At 61.6% G+C, this 25314-nt stretch carries 18 protein-coding genes; 5 read left to right on the forward strand and 13 right to left on the reverse strand.

The annotated features are described in order from the left end of the window. Window positions 1–329: 329 nt before the first annotated feature. From AC1Q64_RS23455 to AC1Q64_RS23495, 9 genes are all read right to left on the reverse strand, one after another. Window positions 330–746: a F0F1 ATP synthase subunit epsilon gene (locus tag AC1Q64_RS23455; protein WP_015012216.1), complete on the reverse strand. Its 417-nt coding sequence runs from the start codon at window positions 744–746 to the stop codon at window positions 330–332. A gap of 75 nt (window positions 747–821) precedes the next feature. After that, complete coding sequence (atpD, locus tag AC1Q64_RS23460) at window positions 822–2228, reverse strand: F0F1 ATP synthase subunit beta (RefSeq protein ID WP_291438238.1); 1407 nt, start codon at window positions 2226–2228, stop codon at window positions 822–824. Between the two features lie 33 nt (window positions 2229–2261). Then, window positions 2262–3128: a F0F1 ATP synthase subunit gamma gene (atpG, locus tag AC1Q64_RS23465; protein ID WP_291438239.1), complete on the reverse strand. Its 867-nt coding sequence runs from the start codon at window positions 3126–3128 to the stop codon at window positions 2262–2264. An 18-nt stretch (window positions 3129–3146) separates the two neighbouring features. After that, window positions 3147–4700 carry a F0F1 ATP synthase subunit alpha gene (gene atpA / locus AC1Q64_RS23470; RefSeq protein WP_055396240.1) on the reverse strand — a complete coding sequence of 518 codons (1554 nt, stop codon included), beginning with the start codon at window positions 4698–4700 and terminating at the stop codon, window positions 3147–3149. Between the two features lie 42 nt (window positions 4701–4742). Next, complete coding sequence (locus tag AC1Q64_RS23475) at window positions 4743–5285, reverse strand: F0F1 ATP synthase subunit delta (RefSeq protein ID WP_492252969.1); 543 nt, start codon at window positions 5283–5285, stop codon at window positions 4743–4745. Window positions 5286–5295: 10 nt separating this feature from the next. Next, complete coding sequence (locus AC1Q64_RS23480; RefSeq protein WP_056058864.1) at window positions 5296–5766, reverse strand: F0F1 ATP synthase subunit B; 471 nt, start codon at window positions 5764–5766, stop codon at window positions 5296–5298. Window positions 5767–5800: 34 nt separating this feature from the next. Beyond that, window positions 5801–6070, reverse strand: coding sequence for a F0F1 ATP synthase subunit C (gene atpE / locus AC1Q64_RS23485; RefSeq protein WP_015012210.1), 270 nt, complete (start codon window positions 6068–6070; stop codon window positions 5801–5803). Window positions 6071–6125: 55 nt separating this feature from the next. Beyond that, complete coding sequence (atpB, locus tag AC1Q64_RS23490; RefSeq protein WP_291438242.1) at window positions 6126–7004, reverse strand: F0F1 ATP synthase subunit A; 879 nt, start codon at window positions 7002–7004, stop codon at window positions 6126–6128. Window positions 7005–7023: 19 nt separating this feature from the next. Continuing rightward, a complete protein-coding gene (locus AC1Q64_RS23495; RefSeq protein WP_291438243.1) occupies window positions 7024–7497 on the reverse strand; it encodes an ATP synthase subunit I in 474 nt (157 codons plus the stop codon). Window positions 7498–7784: 287 nt separating this feature from the next. On the opposite strand from AC1Q64_RS23495, the gene AC1Q64_RS23500 reads away from it, so the two are divergent. Genes AC1Q64_RS23500 through lipA form a run of 3 tightly spaced genes read left to right on the forward strand, consistent with a single transcriptional unit; the run spans window position 7785 to window position 9816 of the window. Next, complete coding sequence (locus AC1Q64_RS23500) at window positions 7785–8102, forward strand: YbeD family protein (protein WP_291438244.1); 318 nt, start codon at window positions 7785–7787, stop codon at window positions 8100–8102. 22 nt (window positions 8103–8124) lie between these two features. Continuing rightward, complete coding sequence (gene lipB / locus AC1Q64_RS23505) at window positions 8125–8820, forward strand: lipoyl(octanoyl) transferase LipB (protein ID WP_492252970.1); 696 nt, start codon at window positions 8125–8127, stop codon at window positions 8818–8820. A gap of 15 nt (window positions 8821–8835) precedes the next feature. Continuing rightward, complete coding sequence (gene lipA, locus AC1Q64_RS23510; protein ID WP_291438246.1) at window positions 8836–9816, forward strand: lipoyl synthase; 981 nt, start codon at window positions 8836–8838, stop codon at window positions 9814–9816. 57 nt (window positions 9817–9873) lie between these two features. Here the strand turns inward: lipA and AC1Q64_RS23515 are convergent, their stop codons facing one another. Beyond that, window positions 9874–11376 (reverse strand): TolC family outer membrane protein, encoded by a 1503-nt coding sequence (locus AC1Q64_RS23515; protein ID WP_492252971.1) that lies wholly within the window; start codon window positions 11374–11376, stop codon window positions 9874–9876. Window positions 11377–11516: 140 nt separating this feature from the next. Here AC1Q64_RS23515 and AC1Q64_RS23520 point away from each other — a divergent pair, with 140 nt between their 5' ends. Further along, window positions 11517–12215, forward strand: coding sequence for a transglutaminase-like cysteine peptidase (locus tag AC1Q64_RS23520; protein WP_291438248.1), 699 nt, complete (start codon window positions 11517–11519; stop codon window positions 12213–12215). A gap of 31 nt (window positions 12216–12246) precedes the next feature. After that, window positions 12247–14160: a bifunctional diguanylate cyclase/phosphodiesterase gene (locus AC1Q64_RS23525; RefSeq protein ID WP_492252972.1), complete on the forward strand. Its 1914-nt coding sequence runs from the start codon at window positions 12247–12249 to the stop codon at window positions 14158–14160. A gap of 251 nt (window positions 14161–14411) precedes the next feature. Here AC1Q64_RS23525 and AC1Q64_RS23530 read toward each other — a convergent pair whose 3' ends face one another. The 3 genes from AC1Q64_RS23530 to AC1Q64_RS23540 form a co-directional block, all read right to left on the reverse strand. Then, complete coding sequence (locus tag AC1Q64_RS23530) at window positions 14412–24311, reverse strand: retention module-containing protein (protein WP_492252973.1); 9900 nt, start codon at window positions 24309–24311, stop codon at window positions 14412–14414. 144 nt (window positions 24312–24455) lie between these two features. Then, window positions 24456–24674 carry a hypothetical protein gene (locus AC1Q64_RS23535; protein ID WP_291436555.1) on the reverse strand — a complete coding sequence of 73 codons (219 nt, stop codon included), beginning with the start codon at window positions 24672–24674 and terminating at the stop codon, window positions 24456–24458. Then, window positions 24667–25311: a response regulator transcription factor gene (locus tag AC1Q64_RS23540; protein ID WP_291436557.1), complete on the reverse strand. Its 645-nt coding sequence runs from the start codon at window positions 25309–25311 to the stop codon at window positions 24667–24669. The genes AC1Q64_RS23535 and AC1Q64_RS23540 overlap by 8 nt, the downstream gene beginning before the upstream one ends. Window positions 25312–25314 lie beyond the last annotated feature (3 nt).

A 25314-nucleotide genomic window follows, 5' to 3' on the forward strand; every position in this document is an offset into this window, starting at 1 on the left:
CGCACCGGCCAGATCTCTGCTGGCGAAATCGGCAACGCGATGTAATTGCCAGAGGCCCCATGCGGACTGCATGAGGGCTTTGTGAAAAGTGCCAATGCAAAAGGCCGGGGCCCTGTGAGGGGCCCCGGCCTTTTTTGTCTGACAGACATCAGCTTCTGAGCGGAGATAGCGCCACCAGCCACGTCTCCAAAGCCAGTTGGTAGTCATGGTGGTGAGGCGACACGTACCCATCACTTCAGGCACCCGCTGCAAGCTATGCTCGGGCGCCGGAAATAAAAAAACCCGGCATCGCCGGGTTTTTTGTTCAGCACCGCGATGCCCGCGAAGGATCACTTCTTTTGGCGGAACTTGCGCAATGCCGCAATCTGGGCAGCCATAACAGCCAGCTCGGACTGGGCCTTGGCCAGATCGATGTCGCTCTTGGCGTTCTTGAGCGCTTCTTCGGCGGCAGACTTGGCTGCGTTGGCCTTCTCGTCGTCCAGGTCCTTGCCACGGATGGCGGTGTCGGACAGCACGGTCACGCAGTTGGGTTGCACTTCCAGAATGCCACCGGCCACGAAAACGAACTCTTCGCCACCGTCAGCCATTTCGATGCGCACCGAGCCCGGCTTGATGCGAGTGATCAGCGGGGTGTGGCGGGGGTAAATGCCCAGTTCGCCAGCTTCGCCGGGCAGAGCGACAAAGCGCGCTTCACCGGAGAAGATGGACTCTTCGGCACTGACCACATCAACGTGGATAGTGTTCATCATTGCTCCTAGGAAAAGGTGGGTTGCTTGATTGCTGAAGGCCGAGCCGCCATGGACAGCCCGGCCGACGGCTCATCAGGCCACCTTCTTGGCCTTTTCGAAGGCTTCGTCAATGGTGCCCACCATGTAGAACGCTTGCTCTGGCAGGTGATCGCATTCGCCGTTGACGATCATCTTGAAACCACGGATGGTTTCCGACAGGGGAACGTACTTGCCTGGGGAGCCCGTGAACACTTCGGCCACGTGGAAAGGCTGCGACAGGAAACGCTGGATCTTGCGAGCGCGGGCCACGGCCAGCTTGTCTTCAGGAGCCAGTTCGTCCATGCCCAGAATGGCGATGATGTCGCGCAGTTCCTTGTAGCGCTGCAGCGTGCCCTGCACGGCGCGGGCCGTGGTGTAGTGGTCTTCGCCCACAACGTTAGGGTCCAGCTGGCGGCTGGTGGAGTCCAGAGGATCCACAGCGGGGTAGATACCCAGCGAAGCGATGTCACGCGACAGCACGACGGTAGAGTCCAAGTGGGCGAACGTCGTAGCAGGCGATGGGTCGGTCAAGTCATCCGCTGGCACGTACACGGCCTGGATGGAAGTGATCGAACCGACCTTGGTGGACGTAATACGCTCTTGCAGACGGCCCATTTCTTCAGCCAGCGTAGGCTGGTAACCCACGGCGGAAGGCATACGGCCCAGCAGAGCGGACACTTCGGTACCGGCCAGCGTGTAGCGGTAGATGTTGTCCACGAAGAACAGCACGTCACGGCCTTCGTCACGGAAGGATTCCGCAATGGTCAGACCGGTCAGGGCCACGCGCAGACGGTTGCCTGGGGGCTCGTTCATCTGGCCGTACACCATGGCTACCTTGGACTCCTCGAGCTTCTCCAGGTTCACCACGCCGGAATCGGCCATTTCGTGATAGAAGTCGTTCCCTTCACGGGTACGCTCGCCCACACCAGCGAACACCGACAGACCGCTGTGGGCCTTCGCGATGTTGTTGATGAGTTCCATCATGTTCACCGTCTTGCCCACGCCGGCGCCACCGAACAGGCCGACCTTACCGCCCTTGGCGAACGGGCAGACCAAGTCAATCACCTTGATGCCGGTTTCCAGCAGCTCTTGCGACGGCGACAGTTCGTCGTACGCAGGGGCCTTGCGGTGGATGGAGGCCGTCAGCTCCTGGCTCACGGGACCACGTTCGTCGATGGGCGCACCCAGCACGTCCATGATGCGGCCCAGCGTCGCCTTGCCCACAGGCACGGTGATGGAGTTGCCGGTGTTGGTCACCATGATGCCGCGGCGCAGGCCGTCGGACGAACCCAGGGCAATGGTACGCACCACGCCGTCGCCCAGCTGCTGTTGCACTTCCAGCGTCAGCGACGAGCCTTCGAGCTTCAGGGCGTCATAAATCTTGGGCATCTGGTCGCGGGGGAACTCAACGTCCACCACAGCGCCGATACATTGAACAATCTTGCCTTGCACTTGAGCCATTTTTCGCTCCAATAAAGTAGTTTGTTGAGCTGCTTACACAGCAGCGGCGCCAGCCACGATTTCCGAAAGTTCTTTCGTGATCGCTGCCTGGCGCGTCTTGTTGTAGACCAGCTTCAACTCGCCAATGACGCTGCCGGCGTTGTCGGTGGCGGCCTTCATGGCCACCATGCGTGCCGACTGCTCGGACGCCATGTTTTCCGCAACCGCCTGGTAGATTAGGGACTCGACATAACGGACCAGCAGCTCGTCGATGACGCTTTGCGCATCGGGCTCATAGATGTAGTCCCAGCCGTGTTCCGTCTTCTCAGCCTGCATCCGCTCGGAGGACAGGGGGAGCAGCTGCTCCACCACCGATTCCTGCTTCATGGTGTTGATGAACTTGGTGTAGCTCAGGTACACCGCGTTGATCTTGCCTTCTGCGTATGCATCGAGCAGCACCTTCACCGGGCCAATCAGCTTGTCCAAGTGGGGGGTGTCGCCCAGACCCGTCACGTGCGAAACCACCTTGGCGCCCACACGGTTCAGGAAACCCAGGCCCTTGTTGCCAATCGCCACGGCTTCGGTCGAGACGCCAGCACCTTGCAATTCACGCAGCTTGGTCGTCACGGCACGCAACACGTTGGTGTTCATGCCGCCGCACAGACCCTTGTCTGTGGTGATGACGATGACGCCAGCGGTCTTGGCATCGTTCACTTTCATGAACGGATGCACGTACTCTGGATTGGCCTTGCCGAGGTTGGCTGCAATGTTGCGGATCTTCTCGCTGTATGGGCGGGCAGCCCGCATCCGGTCCTGCGCCTTGCGCATTTTGGATGCAGCCACCATTTCCATGGCTTTGGTGATCTTCTTGGTGTTTTCCACCGATTTGATCTTGCCGCGTATTTCCTTGCCTGCTGCCATGATGGCTCCTCGTCCGGTTTAAGCGAACGACTTCTTGAACGCGGCGATCGCTGCGGTCAATTCGGCTTCTGCGTCCTTGTCCATGGCCTTGGCCTGCTCCAGCTTGGCCAGCAAAGCGGCGTGGCTGGTCTTCAGGAACTGGTGCAGGCCGTGTTCGAAGTCGAGCACCTTCTTGACGTCGATGTCGTCCATGAAACCCTTGTTCACAGCGAACAGCGTGGAAGCCATCAACGAGATGGACAGTGGGCTGTACTGTGCTTGCTTGAGCAATTCGGTCACGCGGGCACCACGGTCCAGCTGCTTGCGGGTGGCTTCATCCAGATCGGAAGCAAACTGCGCGAAGGCAGCCAGTTCACGGTACTGGGCCAGGTCGGTACGGATACCACCGGACAGGTTCTTCACCAGCTTGGTCTGGGCAGCACCACCGACGCGCGACACCGAGATACCGGCGTTGATGGCGGGGCGGATACCGGCGTTGAACAGGCTGGTTTCCAGGAAGATCTGACCGTCGGTGATCGAAATCACGTTGGTAGGCACGAAAGCGGACACGTCGCCGGCTTGCGTTTCGATGATGGGCAGTGCCGTCAGCGAACCCGTCTTGCCCTTGACTTCACCCTTGGTGAAGGCTTCAACGTAATCGGCGTTCACACGGGCTGCGCGCTCAAGCAGACGGCTGTGGAGATAGAACACGTCGCCAGGGTAGGCTTCGCGGCCTGGTGGGCGGCGCAGCAGCAGCGACACTTGGCGGTAGGCAACGGCTTGCTTGGACAGGTCGTCGTACACGATCAGGGCGTCTTCGCCACGATCGCGGAAGTACTCGCCCATCGTGCAGCCAGAGTAGGCAGACACGTACTGCATAGCGGCCGATTCGGAAGCCGATGCGGCCACCACAATCGTGTACTCCATGGCACCGGCTTGTTCCAGAGCGCGCACCACGTTCTTGATCGAAGAAGCCTTCTGACCAATGGCGACGTAGATACACGTCACGCCCTGGCCCTTCTGGGCGATGATGGCGTCGATGGCCACAGCGGTCTTGCCGGTCTGGCGGTCGCCAATGATCAGCTCGCGCTGGCCACGGCCCACGGGCACCATCGAATCGATGGACTTCAGGCCGGTCTGCAGGGGCTGATCCACCGATTTGCGGGCGATCACGCCAGGAGCGACCTTTTCAATCACGTCGGTGAGCTTGGCGTTAATAGGGCCCTTGCCGTCGATAGGCTGACCCAGGGCGTTCACCACGCGGCCGATCAGTTCGGGACCAACGGGCACTTCCAGAATGCGGCCCGTGCACTTGACGGTATCGCCTTCGGAGATGTGCTCGTACTCGCCCAGAATCACGGCGCCCACGGAGTCGCGCTCAAGATTCAGCGCCAGACCGTAGGAAGGCTGACCGTCCTTGGTGGCGGGGAACTCGAGCATTTCGCCCTGCATCACGTCCGACAGGCCATGAACGCGCACGATACCGTCTGACACGGACACCACGGTGCCCTGGTTACGGATATCGCTGCTGGCTGCCAGACCTTCGATGCGGCTCTTGATGAGTTCAGAAATTTCTGCGGGATTGAGTTGCATGACTCTTTCCTTCTTTCTTTGGTTCGCTGTCCTCGTCGCGCATTACGCGATGAGGGCCGCTTTCATTTGTTCAAGACGGGCCTTGACCGAAGTGTCCAGCACCTCGTCACCCACCACTACGCGAATACCACCGATCAGGGACTCATCCAGCTGTACAGCGAGATTGAGCTTGCGGCCGAAGCGCTTTTCCAGCGCCGCGCTGACCTCGGACAGTGCAGCACTGTCCATCGGAAATGCGCTGTACACCACGGCATCCGAGGATCCGTTGCGACGATTCACGAGGGCACGAAACTGCGCAGCCACTTCCGGGAGCGCATCAATGCGTCCGTTGTCGATGACTGTGCGCAGGAAATTTTTGGCCATATCCGGCAGGGCCGAGCGAGCGACCCCGGTGAATACGGCGAACACTTGGTCTGCCGTCACCTTGGGGTTGTCCGCCAACTGACGCAGCTGGGGGTTGGCGGCAATCGCCGCCAGTTCGTCCATCCAGGCAGCAGTGCCGCCCAGATCGACGCCCGCACCCGCAGTGGCAGCCTTGAACAAGGCATCGGCGTAAGGGCGTGCAATGGTGGCGAGTTCAGCCATGTGTGTCCCCTTACAGCTCGGTCTTCAGGCGGTTGAGCAGGTCGGCATGGACGCCAGCATTGACTTCCTTGCGGAGAATCTGCTCAGCACCCTTGACGGCCAGCGCTGCCACCTGCTCACGCAGGGCTTCGCGGGCTTGGACCGTCTGCTGCTCGGCTTCAGCGCGGGCAGCAGCAACAATCTTGTTGCCTTCCTCTGTGGCACGGGCCTTGGCTTCTTCGATGATGGCCTGGGCACGACGGTCGGCGTCCGCAAGACGCGAGGCCGTCTCGTTGCGCGCCTGTGACAATTCCTTTTCAACGCGCTGGTTGGCAGCGGTCAGTTCGGATTTGGCACGGTCGGCAGCGGCGAGGCCATCGGCGATTTTCTGGGCTCGTTCATCCAGCGCCTTCGCGATCGGAGGCCACACGAATTTCATCGTGAACCACACGAGGATCAGGAAGACGATGGCCTGAACGAACAGGGTCGCATTGATACTCACGGCAACACCTTTCTAAAGTGGCGTTGAACGGGAATTACTTGGGCAGGTTGGCCAAGAGCGTGGAAACGAAGGGGTTGGCGAAAGCGAACAGCAGGGCGATAGCCACACCGATCAGGAACGCAGCGTCGATCAGACCGGCCAAGATGAACATCTTGGTTTGCAGTTCGTTGATCAGCTCAGGCTGACGTGCCGAAGATTCGAGGAACTTGCCACCCATCAGCGCGATGCCGATGGAAGCGCCGATAGCGCCCAGACCAACGATCAGACCACAAGCCAGAGCGACGAGACCGAGAATGTTTTCCATGATGACTCCTGAGTTAAAAAAGAAAAGTTAAGGAAAGAAAAAACGAAAGGGAAACTTAGTGCGCGTTGTGCGCCTGACCGAGGTAAATCAGCGCCAGCATCATGAAAATGAACGCTTGCAGCGAGATCACCAAAATGTGGAACAGCGTCCAGATGGTGCCAGCGATGACGTGGCCCACAGGCAGCAGCACACCCGACAGCGACAGGGCCGCAGCTCCGCCCATGAGGGCGATGAGCATGAACACCAGTTCGCCAGCGTACATGTTGCCAAACAACCGCATGCCGTGGGACACGGTGTTGGCGACATATTCAATGATCTGCATGAGCAGATTCACCACGCCCAGAATCAGGGCGAAGATGGGATTCTTGCTGGTGCCAAATGGAGCCGACACCAATTCATGCGCCCAGCCGCCGGCGCCCTTGATCTTGACGCTGTACCAGAAGCGCAGGATCAGCACGGCAAAAGCGAGACCCAGCGTGGTGGACAGGTCGGCCGTGGGCACGACACGCAGATACGCGTGGTGAGGATCGTGGCCAGCGGCGCCATAGATCTGCGCCCAGATGGCAGGCAGCAAGTCCACGGGCAGCATGTCCATGAAGTTCATCAAAAAGATCCACACGAACACCGTCAGACCCAGGGGTGCAATGAACTTGCGGCTTTCAGCGTTGTGGATGTTCGCCTTGGCTTGGTTGTCCACCATCTCGACCAGCATCTCGACCGCCGCTTGGAAGCGGCCAGGCACGCCAGAGGTCGCCTTACGGGCAGCTGACCACAGAATCAAAAGGGTCAACGCACCCAGAACCAAACCTACGATGATCGAGTCGTAGTTGATGACGGTGAAATCAACAATCTTGGTCTGGTTGACGTTTTGAAGATGCTGCAGGTGGTGAACGATGTATTCACTTGCAGTCGGAGCGTGCGCTTCTGCGGCCATCGGACAACTCTTCTCTCTATCAATCGGTTTTTCGGACACCAGGCCGCACCAAAAGTGCCACCCAGTACGTTTTCATTGCGACCACCATGCCAACCAGCAAGGCAATCCAGTTCAATCCCGGCACCAGCCGAGGTGCCGCCGCCAGCAGCGCCACCGTCAGCATGATCTTGGCGATTTCCCACCCAAAGAACCCCACCATGGCGGCCCGCGGGTTGGATAACGCCTTGTGACGCAACACACCACGAGCAAACAGTGCAGCCGGGGCCACCACTGCCAGGGCGCCATAGGCTGCTGACCAGCCCACCACCGCCCTGCCCGTCAGAACCCAAGCCACCAGGGCCACCAGCATTCCAACCAGCGCCTGACCTGCCACCACCCTCCACACCGACAGGGGCGGATGGCGACTGCGCCACTGCTGCGCCTCTTGGGCCGTCAGGGGCTTGAAGTCAGATTCTTCAGCCTCAGTTTCAGTCTCTGGCGGGATTGTTTTCATTGATGAATGACGCCCGCGTTACAGACCGCAACTTTTACAAAGCCTCTAATTATAAGTAAAAACCCATGGCAGCAGACGAAAACCCGCAAACACGCCTGTGGGCTTCGTGTGCGCCTGCTCTGTTGTGGTGATGCGCCAACGGCTTTTGCGCTCCAAAAACCTCGCGCAATGCACCGATCTGGCGCACGCCAAACACACAATTCAGACACCCTCATCAGCCCGTGGCGCACAATGACAGTGCATGCCTAGCTATTGAAACTGCAGCATCCCTACCACCGCGATCCACCATGACATCCTCCAATCCGCCGCCCGCCAACGGCCTCGATACGCAGGCAACAGATCCACGCAAAGACTCGCTGATCGAATACCCCTCCAAGTTCCCGATCAAAGTCATGGGCGCCAAGGTGGACGGCTTCGTGCACGCGGTGACCGAACTGGCCCGCCAGTTTGACCCCACCTTCGACGCCACCACCATTGAACTGCGTGACAGTCGCGCAGGCAATTACCTCGGTGTAACCATCACCATCACGGCGACCAGCCGCGAGCAGCTGGACGACCTGTACCGTGCACTGTCATCGCATCCGCTGGTGAAAGTGGTGCTGTAGCCGCTCCCTTGCAAGTTGCACCATGACGATTGACATCCGCCTGCTGGGCCGCGTGGACTACTCCAGCACTGTGCAGGCCATGCAGGACTACACGACCACACGTACGCCCTCTGACCCGGATAAGCTTTGGATTTGTGAGCATGCGCCGCTTTACACGCAAGGCATTGCGGGCAAAAGCGATCATGTCCTTCACCCGGGCGATATCCCCGTGATAGCGACCAACCGGGGCGGACAAGTGACCTTCCACGGCCCGGGCCAGGTGGTGGCGTACCCGCTGATCGACCTGCAACGCGCAGGCTATTTCGTCAAGGAATACGTCTACCGCGTCGAAGAGTCCGTGATCCGCGCGCTGGCGCACTTCGGCATCACGGGTCACCGGGTTGCCGGCGCACCCGGCATTTACGTGCGCCTGGATGATCCGCACAGCCACTCCATGCTGCCCCAGCGCCCCCAAAAACGAACGGGCTCGGAGGCGCCCACGCCCGGCTTCGAAGGCCTGGGCAAGATCGCAGCCCTGGGCATCAAGGTCAGCCGCCACTGCACCTACCACGGCGTGGCGCTGAACGTGAACATGGACCTGGAGCCCTACGGCCGCATCAACCCTTGCGGTTACGCAGGATTGAAAACGGTGGACCTTTCTACAATCGGGGTCCACACCACTTGGGAAGAAGCCGCGCAGGTGCTGGGCCAGCAGCTCAGCATCCGGTTGGCGCCCTGAACTCTGCCTACAGCCATGAGCACCCCTGAAGTCGTCCGCGAAGCGCAATCCATCGAAGCCTACAACCCGCTGGCCAAGCAAAAGGCTGCGGCCAAGCTGTCGCGCATTCCGATCAAGGTGGAACAGGGCGAAGTGCTCAAAAAGCCCGAATGGATCCGAGTGAAGGCGGGCAGCCCCACCACGCGCTTCTACGAGATCAAGGAGATCCTGCGCGAACACAAGCTGCACACGGTGTGCGAAGAAGCCTCCTGCCCCAATATTGGCGAATGCTTTGGCAAGGGTACGGCCACGTTCATGATCATGGGCGACAAGTGCACGCGCCGCTGCCCGTTCTGCGATGTGGGCCATGGCCGCCCCGACCCGCTGGACAAGGACGAGCCGCTGAACCTGGCAAAGACCATTGCCGCGCTCAAGCTCAAGTACGTGGTGATCACCAGCGTGGACCGCGACGACCTGCGCGACGGCGGCAGCGGCCACTTTGTGGAATGCATCCAGAACATCCGCGAGCTGTCTCCCCAGACGCAAATTGAAATCCTGGTACCCGACTTCCGCGGCCGCGATGACCGCGCCCTGGAAATCCTGAAGTCCGCGCCACCCGATGTGATGAACCACAACCTGGAAACCGCACCCCGCCTGTACAAGGAAGCGCGCCCAGGCTCCGACTACCAGTTCAGCCTGAGCCTGCTCAAGAAGTTCAAGGCCTTACACCCCAACGTGCCCACCAAGAGCGGCATCATGGTCGGCCTGGGCGAGACAGACGAAGAGATCCTGCAGGTGATGCGCGACATGCGCGAACACCACATCGACATGCTGACCATCGGCCAGTACCTGGCCCCCAGCAACAGCCACCTGCCCGTGCGCCGATACGTGCACCCCGACACCTTCAAGATGTTCGAGGAAGAGGCCTACAAGATGGGCTTCAGCCACGCGGCTGTGGGCGCCATGGTGCGATCCAGCTACCACGCGGACCAACAGGCGCACGCCGCTGGGGTTTGAACACTCTTACCGCCCCTGGTGTGCACGCCTACTCCCACCAGGTGCGAATGCAACCCACTATCGATTTGCAGTAGGCCTAGCCGTCTTTTCCGGTGTGGCTGTTGATGCCGGAGATGGCGATGGCGTTGCTGCACGTGGCCGAATAGGCGTATCCGCCACGGCTTTGATCTTATCGACAGCTATAGATACCGGAGCCTCCGCCGGGCACAATTCGGCAGGGTCAATACCACTGCGCACCTGCCCGGCATCTCCGGGCGAAGGCATATCGGCGCGCGTCACGTTCAGTGCAGGCAACAACTGCCCCATTGCACTCAATGTACGCGCCTGGGCTACCACTTGATCGTACCGGGCATTGATGTAAGCCCTGCTGGCTTGGAACGCTTCGTTCTGGGTGTCGAGCAAATCAAGCAAGGTGCGCTGCCCCAGATCGAACTGCTGACGATAGGCTTCTCGAGCTTTTTCAGTCGATAGCCTATGTTGGTCCAGATAAGTCATCTGTTCGACCAACCGCTTTACATCGTTGAACGCAATCGCCGTGGTCTGGCGCACATCCCGGCAGGCTTTTTCCTTGAGTTCACGCGCCTGGAACTTGTTCTCCACAGCCTGCTGCTCGCGCGCCTTGTCGGCTCCGCCACGATAAAAATTATAGGTGAGCACAAGTTCCACCGCGCTATCGCGCGATCGTCCCTGCTCCCCAATCAAATTGCGGTCCCACGATTGACGCGCTCTGAAATCGAGACGCGGCATGAAGCCCGCCTTCTGCGACGCAATACCGGCCTCACTGGCCAACATATTCTCAATGGCGGCATTTATGGTGGGGTTGTTGTTCAGCGCCAAACTGATCACCTCCTCCGTTTTTTGAGGAAGTTGTGAGAGCTTGAAGCCTTCAGGCAAGGGCGCCAATGCGCCAGGGGGCAGCTCACCAACTAACCGCTGGTAGCGCGCGCTGACATCGTGCAGGTTCGATACCTCTGTCAGGAGATTCGACTCGGCCAACGCCAAGCGGCCTGTCGCCTGCTCCAGATCAACTCGACGACCCACTCCAGCCGAAGTACGCTCATCAATCTGGTTGGTCGTCAGCTTGTGCTCAACATAGTTTTGCTTCGCCTGCTCGACCAACTCGCGGTAACGCGCGACATCGGCATATGCCCGCACAGCCTCCAGCGCAGCGGTCTCAGACGCTTCAACCAACTCGTAGTAGCGCGTCAACTTCGCGTGCCCCAGACGCTTGACTTCGTTGCTGGTGAAAAACCCGTCAAACAACATCTGATTGAGCGTCAATGCCGAACCTGTATGTTGATACGAACCAGTGCTCCCTGACGGACGTACACGGCTTTCTCTCCCTGTACTGGCAATCGCATCAAGCTGCGGCAAAAAGCCAGCTCGCGCAACTCCGCGCTCTGAATCGGCAGCTCGAAAACCGAACCAGCGCGCTTGCACATCCGGATTGCTTGTCACGGCCTTTCTGGCCGCATCAACAAGTCCTTCGGGAAGTGCTTGCGCAGAAGCACTCGTGCTGACAACAACAGCGGCAGTGATCAGGGTAAGAGGCAGTTTCATGGCGACTCCGAATCGTTTGTGATGCAGAATCGAAACGTAACATTTACCTTGAAACTCGCACAGTTTTTTTTTACAAAATAGCCACTGCGGGCCTGTCAAGGTACTTTTCAGCAAGGTAGCCGCCGCGTTTTCCGCGTTTCATGCCCTTCCTGCCGTCACTTTTCCAAAACGTACCCCGGGTCACTGCGCAACTTCGGGTGCTGGTGGCGTTCACCATCGCCCTGGCGCTGGGGGTGGTTTTCAGTGCCCCCGACCTCGACAAGATCCAGGCGCTGGCATTGCAACGTTATGGCGCAAAAGGTGCGGATCTCGTCATTGCCTGGCGGGCCATGATGACCGAGGGAAGCCACCTGAGCGAGCCCGAGAAGCTTGCCCATGTCAACAATTTCTTCAATCGGCGCATGCTTTTTGAGAGCGATATTGCCGTCTGGCAGCAGGATGACTACTGGGCGACGCCCCTGGAGTTCATGGGAAGAAATGCCGGTGACTGCGAAGATTTCTCTATCGCCAAGTACATCACACTGCTGCACATGGGCGTGCCCAACGCGAAGCTACGCATGATCTATGTGCGCGCCCGGATCGGTGGCGCCGGCAGCACCAAAAGCGAAGCACACATGGTGCTGGGCTACTACGCCAACCCTGCGGACGAGCCCATGGTGCTAGACAACCTGATCACCAACATCCGGCCCGCATCGTCCAGGGCCGATCTTTCACCCGTCTTCAGCTTCAACAACGAAGGCCTCTGGGTCTCCGGCGCCACCTCCTCCTCGGCAGACCCGACGGCCCGCCTGTCGCGCTGGCGCGATGTCCTCGAACGCATGCGGCAAGAAGGCTTCTGAGCGCTGCGCCATTTCTCGGAGATACAGCACCATGTCACTCACCAAACAACTCTGGCTCGCCATCGGACTGGTCATGGCGCTTGCGTTTGGGGGCAGCATGCTGGTCAGTGTGCTGTCTGCCCGGCACTACCTGCAGCAGCAGCTGCAGGTCAAGAACATCGACAACGCAACCTCGCTGGCTCTGGCCCTGTCGCAGCTGGACAAAGACCCCGTGACTGTCGAACTGCAGGTGGCCGCGCAATTCGACGCCGGGCACTACCGCTTCATCCGCATTGTGTCGCCCACCGGCCAGACATTGGTCGAGCGCAGCTTCTCCGGCACATTGCAGGGCGCGCCGGGCTGGTTTGCGCGGCTGATCCCCATGAATGCCGAGCCCGGCCGGGCCCAGATCCAGGACGGCTGGAAACAATACGGCACCCTCACCCTCGCCAGCCACGACCAGTACGCTTACCAAAGCCTGTGGACGGGCACCCTGGAGCTGCTGGCCTGGTTTGTCCTCGGCAGTGTCGTTGCAGGTGGCGTTGGCACCCTGGCCGTCAAGCGCATCACCAAGCCCTTGCGCGATGTGGTGGCGCAGGCCGAGGCCATCGCGGACCGGCGCTTCATCAAGATTGCCGAGCCGAACACGCCGGAGCTGCGCAGTGTCGCGCGTGGCATGAACGACATGGTCACGCGCCTGCGGTCGATGTTCGGCGAAGAGGCTGCGCGCCTGGACGGCTTGCGCAAGAAGGTCAATCGCGATGCGGTGACCGGGCTCTCTAGCAGGGACTACTTCCTGTCGCACCTTCATGAGGCGCTGGAAGGGGAGCAATTCCTCTCAGCGGGCAGCTTGGTGATCCTTCAACTGACCGATCTCGAAGGGCTGAACACCCAACTGGGGCACCAGAAGGCCGACGCGCTGCTCAAGCACCTGGGCACCGTGCTGTACAAGAGCGGCGAGGGCAAGCCCGGCCAGCGCGCCGGTCGGCTCAAGGGCGGCGAGTTCGGGGTGTTGTGCCCCTCCACACCGTCGCCGCAAGAGGCCGCGCAGGACATCTTCGCCAGCCTGTCCTCCCTGTGGCTTCCCCACTGGTCGGCGTTGGTGCCGGATTTGTTCCACATCGGCGCGGTGGGATACCGCAGGCAGGAGCCCCTGGGCGAACTCTTCAGCCGAGCCGACGAGGCGCTGGCCCGTGCGGCGTCCCTCGGGCCCAACAGCATGTATGTTGATGAGGGCGAACACGCCGCCGACGCGCGGCCTGCCGAACAGTGGCGTACCCTGCTGACCGAGGCGGTCAGCGGCGGCCGGCTACAACTGGCTTTCTACCCCGTGGTGAATGGCAGCGGGGACGGCGCCATCCACCAGGAAGGCGTGATCCGCCTAGTGGCCGATGCCTCGGGCGCCCTGCTGTCGGCGGGCGACTTCATGCCCATGGCGGCCCACCTCAACCTCACGGCCCCCATCGACCTGCGTGTGGTGCGCCTGGCCATCGAGCACCTGCGCAGCTCGGCCGGAGACATTGCGGTCAACCTCTCCGCAGAGACCATCGCGGACTTCCGCTTCCGCAACGAACTCACCCAGATGCTGCACACCTACCCCGACATGTGCGCGCGCTTGCTGTTCGAGGTGCCAGAGTACGGCGTGTTCCGCGCCTTCGATGCCTTCAAGGAGCTGGCGCACACCTTGCAGCAACTGGGTTGCCGCGTGGGCATCGAGTATTTCGGCCAACGCTTCACCGAGGGCAACAAGCTCGCCGACCTGGGGCTGGACTACATCAAGGTCCACCCCAGCTACGTGCGCGGCATTGGCGACAACCTGGGCAACCAGGAGTTCCTGCGGGGCCTGTGCAACATCGCTCACGCGATTGGCATCCAGGTCATCGCCCTTGGGGTGGAGTCGCGGGACGATCTGCCCCTTCTGGCGTCGCTGGGCTTTGACGGCGCCACCGGACCGGGCATCCGCTAAACGGCAAGGCACTGGACGGGGCGCTCGCCCCGTCCACCGCGAACGTGTTCGTACACCATCGGGGCCCGGAGTCAACACCCATCAATTGTTTAAAACTGATCGCAAACTCTTTTACTCCCATGGGCGGAAACGGCCATTCTTATTGAAAACTCAATAGAAAAGGCCCTCACGCTGCGAAGCGCAAGGGCCTGGAGGCAAGGGCCACAGCGGCCGAAGGCCGCCTGGAACACCGTCCCAGGCGCGGGGCATGGTCAGTCGTCGTTCGGCTTGACCTCAATGGTCGCCACGCTGGGCACCCCCAAGGCCAAGTCCACTGCCAAGGCTGCTGGCGTGGTGTCTTGCACCACCACCGTCTGCGACGCGCCGCCGCCCGCAGGCCCGTTGCTGTCGAGCGTGACGGTGGTGTCACCCGCAGCGTCGGCCGCAGGTGGCAGGCTCGCCAGCAGGTCGCCGCCATCGTCCGCCAGCAGGTCGGCCACTTCGATCTTGTCGCCTTCGATCAGGTCCTTGACGACATCCTTGTCGGCGCCGCCCGGGGTGCTGTCCGCCAAGTTGATCTTAATGGTGTCGTCGTCATCACCACCAGTGAGCGTGTCGCTGCCTTTGCCCCCCACCAGGGTATCGATCCCCTTGCCGCCATCCAGCGTATCGTTGCCTGCCTGGCCGTCGAGCTTGTCATCGCCATCGCCGCCCTTGACCACATCATCGCCCTTGCCAGCCAGCACCGTGTCGTGGCCAGCGCTGCCCACAATGGTTTCGGAAGCGTCGCCGCCCTTGACGGCCAGCCCGCCATTCACCGCATCAGACAACACCACCTTGTCGCCATCGAGTTTGGTGTCAGTATCAATCACCACCTTCACGTCGATCGGCTTGGCCAATTTGTCGCCATCGCCATCCACCACCACAGCCTGGAAGTTGATCCATACCTGGTCAGCGTAGACCGGCGTAATGACCGGGGGCTTGGTCACGGTTTCGGTGTAGGTCAAGGTCATGGCGTCCGTAACGCGGTACTCCGTCCCGTCCTTGGCAGCGAACTGCACCGTGTTGAAGGTCGTTGTGCCGCTGGGGTCCACGCCCACGGGCGTTTCCGCGCTGGCATTCCCGCTGTTCGTGTTGTTGCCAGAGGTCGTCCCCTGGATGTCCATCGGCGACCCCACCGGCGTGGTTGTGTTGGCAGCGGTGACGATGGCGGTTTCCTTCTTGCCCAGGTGATCCAGCTCGAAGCCCGCAGAGGCCACATTCATACGGGTGCCATCGGACTTGAAGAATTCGATGACCAACCGCTCTCCGGCACCATCTCCTTCCTTGACGGCATCGGACTGAGAGTCTTCCTCTGCGCCTACGTAACTCTTATTGCCGATGTAGTTGTCTCCCACACCAAAGCCCCCACCACCGTTGCCGCCGCCCGTGGAGGACCAGTTGACGTCCTCGCCGCTGGTGGAGGGGCCAAAGGTGGTGTCGTCTTTCTTCACCTCCCAATCACCATCCCGCTGCCTTTCGACCTCGTTGACGATGGTCTTGTCCTTCTCGGCGGAAATCTGCATGTAGACGCCCGTGGCGGAATCCACATACCGCGCCGCGTCATCTTTGCCCCCGGCAGACGACTGTGTGTAGTTGTCAGGCTTGTACACCTTGTCCTGAGTGCTATCGCCAAAGGTCACCGTCTTGGTCACCGTTGTTGTGCCGCCAGGAACTTCCGTTGCTCCCACCTGCACTTTGTCAGCCACAGCCATCATATTGGTGACATAACTCGTGGTGCCATCGGCATTGACCACACCATCGACAGTGAAGGCCGTCTTGATCTCGCCGCAGTCTTCGTACACGGCCTTGACGGTGCCGTCGGAGGTGGCCTGGTAGTACACCTTGTTGCCCCCCACCGTCATCACCGTGGACTGCACCGAGCCCCCTTGCATGTAGGACAGAGACACATAGCGCAGCGACGAGCCGCCCACAGACGCCGTCGTGGTGGCGGCCATGTTCACATCCGCCCCCACCACATCGGCCCCGACGCGGGCGCCCAGGTCAGCGACGACCTCGCCCACACCGCTGTTGGCGACCAGCGTGTCTTGCGTGCCCCCCAGGTAGACCGGCGCATCGTCCTGGATCTTGACGTTGAAGCCCTGCACCTCGGTCTCGCCACCTTCGGTCTTGTTGGCAACCAGTTGCAGGTACAGATTCTCTTCACCACTTTCGGTGTAGGCGTGGTCCACCTGGCCCTTCAGCTCCAGCTTGTACTGGCCGCTATCGTCGATAGTGGCCACGGCCACCGTGCGCACATCCGCGCCCGCCCCTGCCACCCCCGTCAGCGTCTTGCCCTCGCCCGACACCGTCCAGCGCACTTCGTCGCCTGCCGAGGTGATCTTCTGCACCGGCACACCCAGGGTGTAGGTGGCGCTGCCCATGCCCAGCGTGCCTGCCGTGTCGGTGGTGTGCGGGCTGCTGTCCACATTGCCCGTGGCAAGGCCGTCTTCGTAGACCATGCCCAGGCCCTGGTCGCTCAGCTGGTGACCCGTGTCGATGGTCAGCGTGGCACTGTCGGTGTCGCCGTCGCCGTCCTCCATCTGGTAGCTGAACTGGTCCTTGGAGCCGGTCTCCACATATTCCTCAAAGCTGACCGCCTTGACGAAATAGTCGGAGCTATCGCTGCCCTTGTCACCCGCCAGGTAGTCCACCCCAGAGAACACCACGTTCTGGAAGGCAATCGGGTTGCCATCGGCCCCCAGCACCTCGATCTCCACCTGCCCCTGGTGCACCGGGTCGCTGCCATTGGCGCCGTTGTTGAACAGCACGCCACCGATCATCCCTTCGCCCACCTTGTTGCCGGCGGCGTCGAAAGCCTCCCAGCGGCCGGTTTCGCCACTGTTGCCCGTCTGGCCCGATTCGTTCTGGAACAGGTTGGAGATGTCCACCACGGCCCGCACGGCCATCTTGCCCAGGTCCACCGACAGGGCCTCGGAGCCCTGAGAAGGCGAGTACCCGACCTGCTCGGGCGTGCTCGCACCCACGTCGCCCGGCACGGGCTCGGTCGGATCGTCCACGCCCGCACCATTGCCCTGGCTGGTGACCACGGCACCACCGGTCTGCGCTGGGGTGGGGCTGGTGATCAGTTGCTCACCCAGATTCGTGGTGTATGGCTTGCCGTAGTCGAAGGCATCGGTCCCGGCAGGCACCGCCGCCCCACCACCCAGATGGATGGTCGTCTGGTGGCCAGTGTAGGTGTAATCCCCGTCGGATTCCATGGTGAGTGTGCCGTACTGGCCGGCCACCGCGGCGCTGCCGCCGCTGGCGACAGCCGTGCCAGGGGTCCACACCGCACCTTCGGCACCGGCGCGCACCTGGACCACTTCTGCCTTGGCGCCGTCCTGCATGCCTTCATGCACATCCTTGCCAGCAGCGCCCGAGGTAGTACCCGCACCGGATATCACATTGCCGGTGGCCACGGAGCGGTCCACCACCCACTGCGTTCCGTCGGTATCGTCCAAGGCCACCGGGCCATCATCGGCAATGAACAGCATCCGGCCCACATCGATGCTGGCATCGACCTTGTCGCCATCGCCGTCAACGGCGGTGAGCTGCAGGCCAATCTTGCCCGCCATGCCCGCCTGCACCTCGTTCGAGTCACCCGGCGTGGAATGCACCACGGTGCGCTGCTGGTCAAAGGTCACCTCGCCAGTGGCGGCATCAATCGACAGTTTGAAGACGGTTTTCTCCACGCCGTCCACCACCACATAGCCGATCACCGAGCCGCCGGGGCCATTCTTGAGCAGCACATCCGAGGGCTGGCCATTGGAGAACAGCGCGGTATCGCGGAAGCCCGATGGACTGCCCTCGCCACCATTGAGCACCAGGCCATACGTTTTGCCGTTCAGCGTTGCAGCACCATCTGCTCCATAGCTCACAGTGAAGCGTGTGGCCCCAAGGTCGGACTCCGCATCGACATCCAGGAAGCTGTCGTCCACCAGCAGCGGCATGGAGACATTGAGCATGACATCGTTGTAATCGCGGTCACCCCCACCGTAGATGTCTTCCCAGTTCTGGTTGCCGGTGACAGGGCCCATGGCCACCGTGTTCACATGCGACAGGCCGTCGAGATTGAGCGTGCTGTTGTCGAACAGCGCGGGAGCCCCCTGGCCCGAGAGCGGCGAGCCCCCTACATTCGCCACCCACTGGCCACCGCCGTCCTTGGAGAAGCTGACCGGGGTGCTGTTGCCCAGCGAGCCATTGAGGCTGTCGCCATTGGGAATCATGAAGAAACCCACCTGGCCGGGCAACACGCCAGGCGGCAGGGTGACGCTGGTCACCGGCTGGTTCTTCACGTTATCCCACACCACCATGCCAGTGGTGGGCTCGCCACTGGCATTTTTGATGTAGTAGCCCCATGTGTTGTTGTACCCAGCGTCGCTGCCCACCAGTTGCACAGTGATGCCTGGCACGGGGTCGGGCTCTACCGTGGTGATGACGGGGATATCGTCCTTGACGCTGGCGGCAAGCTCCACACCGATGGAGTCGCCGTCGCGGTCTTCGCCCACGATCTGCACACGGCCCAGGTTCAACGTGTCCTCTCCCTGCGCAGAGTGGGTCAGTGCACCGGTCACCGTGAGTGTGTATTCACCGTTGGCCTTGACCTCCAGCACGGCGGCTGCCCCCATCGCGCCGGTTTGCGCCTGGCCGGCTGCATTGAAATACACCTTGCCGCCAGAGACACCATCCACGGCCACGGTAACGCCACCAAACTGCACGCCCGTGACCTTGCCGAAGCCATCCGCCCCCCAGCTGACGGCCCCGTTCATGACACGCACGCCGGTCGATGCCTCCAACTGGGCTCCGTTGACGAAATCGCTGGCATCGCGTTCGTCGTTGCCAATCTTCACGCCATCGCGCAAGGCGGCCTCTTCCTCCAGCATCGCTGTCAGCACAACGGCCTGTGAGGTTCCCTCCACCAGCTTCGCAACGGGTGCATCATCCTCCAGCGAGACCTTGAGGGCCATGGAATCCGTGAGGCCGGTAGCCGGGTTGGCGGGCCGGTCGTTGGCGATGACGGTGAAGTTCAGCTCCTTCACATCGCCGTCGGTGCTCGCCCCAGCGGCCGGGCGGGCGTGATCGACCGGGCCCAGCAGAACTACATTGCTGGTGTAGCCACTGTCGTAGCTGCCGCCAATAGTCACTTTGATGATGGTGGTGTCGCCCACCTTGCCCACAAGTTCGGTGCCAGCGGCATTGGGCACCCACTGGATGGCCACACCGCCGGAGGTCACCACAGGCAAGGGGCCCGTGGTGTCAAAGCGCACCGACACGGTGTCCCCGATGTCCGGGTCCGCCACGCCAAAACCGGCGGAATCCGTGGTGCTCTGACCGGGGTTATCGCGATTGCCCTGCGCCAGGGCGTCTTCCTGGACGCTCACTGCAATCTGGTCAGCATTCGCCCCGGAGTAGCGCGACACTTCGCCTTCGTCCTTGTTGCCATCGCCGTCCTTGTCGATCCATATCTGGGTCGTCTGGTCGTTGCCGGTCACGAACTCGGGCGCATCGTTAACGCCTTGCACCGTAACCCGCACGTTGGCCACATCGGTGTCGCCGTCAGCATCCTTCATCTGGTAGTTGAACTGGTCGGTCAGCGTCGCCCCGGCGCCCAGGGCCATGGCCTTGAGGTTGTCAAGGGTGTAGGACACGGTACCGTCGGTCGCAATCTTGAGCGCACCCATGGTGCCCGTGGCATCCATCGAAGGACCGGTGAGGTCGGTGGTATCGTACGACCGGTCGCCTCCAGCGCGGGTGAACACCACGCTGGCAGCACCGCCGTCGGCCTTGGCCTCATAGGAATCGTTGCTGAGCACGCTGCCAAGCGCATGGCTTGTGGTACCCGTGGCACCGGCTGTGGCCACCAGATTGCGGGCATCGTCCGCAGCCACCGGCCCGGTGTCCTGGAAGTTGATCTGCCGACCAATGTCGTAGGTGGCCACATTGGACTTGTCGCCGTCGCCGTCCTTGGCCTGCGCCGTCAGCTGGATCACGCCACCGCCGATGTTGACGATCTCGTGCGGATCGTTGGTGGGGTGCACCACCGCGCGGAACTGCTCCACCGTCACCTGGCCGTTGTTGGCCGCATCGCCTGCCACTGCGACCTTGAACACATTGGTCTGTACGCCACCGATGAGGATGTAGCCCACGGCTGCGCCGCCCTCCATCTTCACCAGCACGGTAGAACCCGTTGCGGTGTCTTTCAGGGCAGAGGCCTGCCCCTGGGCGCCCACGCTCAGGCCAAAAGTCTTGCTGCCCGTGGCGGCAGCGCCGTCCGCCCCGAAACTGAACTGGAAACTGCCCGAGAGCGCCTTGCCATCCGTGTCAGAGCTGGTGCCTGCGTCGGCCTCGGCATCCTTCACCAACAGCGGCACGTTCCAGTTCAGGTTCAGGTTGACGTCGTCATAGTCCTTGTCCGAACTGGTGGAGGTAATCTTGAGGTCTTCCCAGTTGAAGTTGCCTTTGCTGCCCTGGCCAGCCGACGTTCCGGAGGGGGTCTGCTGTACATGCGACTGGCCGTCGCTGTTGAGCCGCTGGTCCGAGAAATAGACCGGCGCGCCATCGCCCGACAGGGCAACACCATTCACAAAGGCCGTCCACTTTCCATTGACCTGCTGGAACGACACGGTCTGCGCATCGCCCAAGGCACCGTTGCGGCCATCCCCGTTGGGGATGATGAAGAAGCCGATCTGGTCCGCAGTGACCCCTGTGGGCAGCGACACCGCCGCATTGCCCTCGGTCTTGACGTTGTCCCAGAGCACCATGCCGCCTTTGGAGAGGTCGATCATGCCATCGGGGTTCTTGAAGTAGTAGCCAAAGCTGTTGTTGTAGCCCGCCTCGCCCCCCTTGTACTCGACCGTGAAACCATGTGCCGCCACAGGCACTGCTTCGGACACCGTCACGATGGGCACATCGTCCTTGATCGACGCATTGAGTTCCACACCAATGGTGTCGCCATCGCCGTCCTGGCCCACGAAAGTGATCTTGGGCAGGTTCAGCAGATCCTCGCCCTGCGAGGAATGCTTGAGTGCCGACAGCACCTCGAACTGGTAGGCCCCGGTTTCTGCGTTCACCGTCAGCACTGCTGCGCCGCTGGTGGCGCCCGCCGCCAGCGCCTTGCCGTTCTGGTCGAAGTACACCGTCACCACGCCACCCACCGGGCTGTAGCTGTTTTCGGAGAAGAACCCGTTCTGCACCTTGATGCCCGTGAGGCCGCCGAACTGGTCAGCCCCCCACTTCACTGCGCCCTGGAAGCCCGTGGCGTCCGACTTCACATAGCTCAGGTCAGGGTTCTCGGTTTCGTTGTTGCCCAGCGTGCCGCCGCCCGACACAGGCACCGACTCTTCCTCGACCAGGACACTGAGTTTGACAACCTTGCCGTCCACCTTGGCGTGTTCGGGCACGTCGTCCTGAATTTTGGCGTAGAGGTCCACCCCGATGCGGTCACCGTCGCCATCCACACCTACGAAAGTCACCGTGGGGAGCAGCAGCAGGTTTTCGCCCCAACCCGCTTCGTGGTTCAGGGGGCCAATCACCGTCAGGCTGTAACCGCCGGAAGCACCGTCGATCTCCAGCGCCACAGAGCGGGGCGTTGTGGTGTCGCCGTCGGCAATGGGCTGGCCGTCGCGGTCCAGGTACACCGTGGCGCCCGCGTTGCCCACGGCATATTCCTGGCCCGCAATCCGCACGGCCACCACCCCACCAAACTGGTCGGCCCCCCAGCGCACGACACCGGTCATGGACTGGTTGCCCGTGGAGGCGCTCAATGGGTCGAAGAACCCAGTTTCGTCGTTGCCTATCACGCCGCCCTCACCGTTCGATGCGGACTCTTCTTCCAGCAGAGCAACCAGTGGCACAGGAACACCCAGGACCTTCACATGCACCGGCACATCGTCCTGCACCCGGGTCTCCAAGGCCACGGTGATGGGGTCGCCGTCACCGTCTTCGCCCATCAGGCGCACGGTTTCAAGGTTGAGCCAATCCTCCCCTTGCACCACTTCCCCACCCGCCGCGTGGTTCATGGTGGCCAGCACGGTCAGGGTGTAGCTGCCCGAGGCTTCCACCAGCAGGCTGGCTGCGGCACCTTCGGGCCGAGCACCGCCGGGGCCTGAAGGAATCACGGAGCCATCGGCGCCAAACCAGACGGTCTGGCCGACAGGTACCACGCTGGCACCTTCGCCGCTGCCCACACGCACGCCGGTAAGCTGGCCGAAACCGTCGGCACCCCAGTTGATGGCACCGTTGATCTGGGTGAGACCGCCGTTGGCCGTGGAGGTCAGAGGTAGGTCGTTCTCGTCGTTGCCGATCTTGTCGCCATCGACGCGCACGGACTCTTCCTCCGCCTCCAGTGAAAGGCTAGGCTCCAATCCTGTGCGCAGGTACTGCGTTTCGTCGCCTTCGTCAGGCAACTCTTCCCCATCGTTGTCATAGCGATAAACAGGCACGTCGTCGCCAAACAGCAACCGCCCGCCCAAGTCGAGCTGAGCCATCACGGTGTCGTCGTCGTTGTCCGTGGCGGCCAGCACTACGGAAAGCACGCCCTTGCCAATGGCCTGCAGCTCGTCCAGCCCGCCCTCCACGCCATCGGGCGCGGCATGGCGAATGGCCCCCGTCTGGGTCATGACCACAGCGCCCGTCTGCGGATCCATCTGCAGAGTGAGAATTACGTTGCCACTGCCATCACGACCGACCACTTCGCCAGGGTTGCCCGTTGCACTCAACATGATCTCGGTATTGGTGCCGGTGGCGTAGAGCCCCGTAGCGCCACCGTTGCCAATCTGGAAGGCGAAAGCGTAGCCGTCGGGAGTCTTCTCGCTTTGACCCTCTTCCCCACCGCTACCACCGGGGTGCAGCTTGGGGCCATCAGCACCAAACGACACCACGAACGCCGTGCCATTGAAGGTATTGCTGTCGGTGTCCGCGTCGGGACCCTGTGGGTTGTTTTCCGTCCCTTCGGACCCGGTGTTGTTGGCATGGTTCACGCCACGGTCAGACGTCATGAGCGTCGGGATACCGTCGGTGTGGGAGTCGATCACAGGGATGTCATCCTGCACGGACATGCCCACCTCGGCCGTGAACGCACCACCTTCGCCCGTGACGCCATTGATCGTCACCGTGGGCAGCGCCAGGAAGTTTTCACCGCCGCCTGGTGCATGCTGTAGCGGGCCAACAACCGTCAATGTGTAGCCACCGCTGGAGGTGATGACCAGCAGGACCGCCGGGGGCGTTGGGTCGCCCTGGGGAATGGGCTCTCCCTGCGCGTTGAAATAGATGGTCACGCCTGCTGTTGTGACAAACACAGGAGCAAAACCCGGCACGCTGATCGAGGAAATGCTACCGCCACCCAAGTCAAACATGCCTTGCTGGTAGCTGTAAAGGCCCTCGTCCTCGTCGTTGCCGATCACACCGTTCACACTGCGGCTCTCGCGACCGGAAGGGACGGATTCTTCTTCGAGTGTGATGCTCAGGCTCACCCGCACCGGATCGGGCGGAGGAGGAGGGGGAGAGACAGGAGGAGGGCCGGGTGGCGGGGGAGCCGGAGGCGGAGGAGGCGCCGGCACCGGCGGATTCGGGGCCGGAGGCGGAGCAGGAGGCAAAGGAGCGGGGGCTGGTGCGGGCGCTGGTGCTGGCGCCGGTGGTGACGCATCAAGTGCAAGTACCGCCAGCGGGTTGACATCGATGTCCGGGGCCGACTGGGGCGTGAAGCTGTAGAGATAGGACAGGGGATCAACCCCTTCGAAGATGCGCAGCAGCTGCACAAAGCTACTGCCCTCTCCTTCGCCACCACCGCCACCGAGACCCGCAGCCGTAGCTTCCAGTTGCTCGTTCAGGTCACCACCACGCTCTAGCGCTTGGATCACCGTATCAATGGTGCCCTGGGCTACGCTAGCGTCCTGCGCTGTAGGGCGTTCGGCCGTCTGCGTGACACTTTCATCGAGCTTGATGTTCTGCTCAGGTGCCACGGCAAGCACCTTGCCATCGTCCATCAGCAGCTCCACCCTGGAGCCAGCTGGGGTCTGGACGACTTCTCCTTTTTGCAGAACGTCCCCCGCTTTGAGGGCGCGGCGATTGCCGTTGGCATCGACCGCAAATGCTGTGCCGTTCACGGCTACGACTGTGGCGATTTGAGACATGAGAGTGCTCCGGTGAGCCAGAAACTTCTGCGCCTTTTCGCCCAGAAGAACGGCATGTGACTGATAGCTGTGAAGGCTACCGTCGGGGTCTGTGGCTCACCATTGGACTTAGGTCCACATTTGGAGCTCGACGCCCCTGGGCGCTCAAATTGTTTCGTTGCCCGAATCGTCGCCCAATAGATCCAGACTATTACCAAGCCGCGCACGGGTCTCCTTGCGCTCCAGCAACTTGTTCTGCGCAGCCAGTGGCAAGTCCGTGAAACGGATGACGCCCCGTGCGATCAACAATTCGATCAGGTCCTCCGTGACGCGGGCCAGCCCCGCGTCCGAAGAACTCAAAGGATGGATGTTTTTATCAGACATGGCCATTGGCCCCTTGATTGAGGCGGAGCACCAGTTGCACGCGGTCACGCACATGGAGCTTTTCAAAGGCGGATCCGAGATGGGCCTTTACCGTCCGCTCAGAAATAAAGAGCCTCTCGGCAATTTCCTTGTTCGAGAGCCCGCGGGCGACAGCCTGGGCCACCTCCAGCTCGCGAGAGGAAAGCAACCGCTGCAGATCTTCCTGACACGGCAGCGAGGCCTGCGAGGCCGTCAGGCTCCAGGTGGCGGCCGCCAGTCGTGCCACCAGCGTCGGCCCCACCCACAGACCGCCATGCTGGACTACCACGGCCACCTCCATCAGCATTTCGGGGACGGCAAAGAGGTGGCAATACGCCCTAGCTCCCTCATTGATAGCACGCAAGCCTTCTCGGTCGTCAGGCATGCCGGACACAACCACCACGCGGGTGGAGGGTGCTTGTACAAGCACGGCCCGAAGCAGCTCTGGCCAATCGGAATACTCTGTGCTCAGCCAAGCTATGGTTGGCGCTCCATCAGCCTTTCGTAAAACCTCCATCAGCGCAGGCCTGTCCGCTTTACCAAAAAAAATCCCAAAAGGGAACGCCGTACACCAGCGGTCCGACGGCTGTACTGTATCGCTGGCCAAGTAGTGGCGCATGGA

It is taken from the genome of Acidovorax sp. GW835-FHT14G06, from assembly GCF_058793595.1.

Bases quoted from the DNA above. Each gene is read 5' to 3' on its own strand.
- AC1Q64_RS23540 (WP_291436557.1), bottom strand. From the start codon at position 25,311: ATGCGCCACTACTTGGCCAGCGATACAGTACAGCCGTCGGACCGCTGG.
- atpE (WP_015012210.1), bottom strand. From the start codon at position 6,070: ATGGAAAACATTCTCGGTCTCGTCGCTCTGGCTTGTGGTCTGATCGTT.
- AC1Q64_RS23495 (WP_291438243.1), bottom strand. From the start codon at position 7,497: ATGAAAACAATCCCGCCAGAGACTGAAACTGAGGCTGAAGAATCTGAC.
- atpA (WP_055396240.1), bottom strand. From the start codon at position 4,700: ATGCAACTCAATCCCGCAGAAATTTCTGAACTCATCAAGAGCCGCATC.
- AC1Q64_RS23500 (WP_291438244.1), top strand. From the start codon at position 7,785: ATGACATCCTCCAATCCGCCGCCCGCCAACGGCCTCGATACGCAGGCA.
- AC1Q64_RS23535 (WP_291436555.1), bottom strand. From the start codon at position 24,674: ATGTCTGATAAAAACATCCATCCTTTGAGTTCTTCGGACGCGGGGCTG.
- AC1Q64_RS23530 (WP_492252973.1), bottom strand. From the start codon at position 24,311: ATGTCTCAAATCGCCACAGTCGTAGCCGTGAACGGCACAGCATTTGCG.
- AC1Q64_RS23515 (WP_492252971.1), bottom strand. From the start codon at position 11,376: ATGAAACTGCCTCTTACCCTGATCACTGCCGCTGTTGTTGTCAGCACG.
- atpG (WP_291438239.1), bottom strand. From the start codon at position 3,128: ATGGCAGCAGGCAAGGAAATACGCGGCAAGATCAAATCGGTGGAAAAC.
- lipB (WP_492252970.1), top strand. From the start codon at position 8,125: ATGACGATTGACATCCGCCTGCTGGGCCGCGTGGACTACTCCAGCACT.
- AC1Q64_RS23475 (WP_492252969.1), bottom strand. From the start codon at position 5,285: ATGGCTGAACTCGCCACCATTGCACGCCCTTACGCCGATGCCTTGTTC.
- AC1Q64_RS23520 (WP_291438248.1), top strand. From the start codon at position 11,517: ATGCCCTTCCTGCCGTCACTTTTCCAAAACGTACCCCGGGTCACTGCG.
- atpB (WP_291438242.1), bottom strand. From the start codon at position 7,004: ATGGCCGCAGAAGCGCACGCTCCGACTGCAAGTGAATACATCGTTCAC.
- lipA (WP_291438246.1), top strand. From the start codon at position 8,836: ATGAGCACCCCTGAAGTCGTCCGCGAAGCGCAATCCATCGAAGCCTAC.
- AC1Q64_RS23525 (WP_492252972.1), top strand. From the start codon at position 12,247: ATGTCACTCACCAAACAACTCTGGCTCGCCATCGGACTGGTCATGGCG.
- AC1Q64_RS23455 (WP_015012216.1), bottom strand. From the start codon at position 746: ATGAACACTATCCACGTTGATGTGGTCAGTGCCGAAGAGTCCATCTTC.
- atpD (WP_291438238.1), bottom strand. From the start codon at position 2,228: ATGGCTCAAGTGCAAGGCAAGATTGTTCAATGTATCGGCGCTGTGGTG.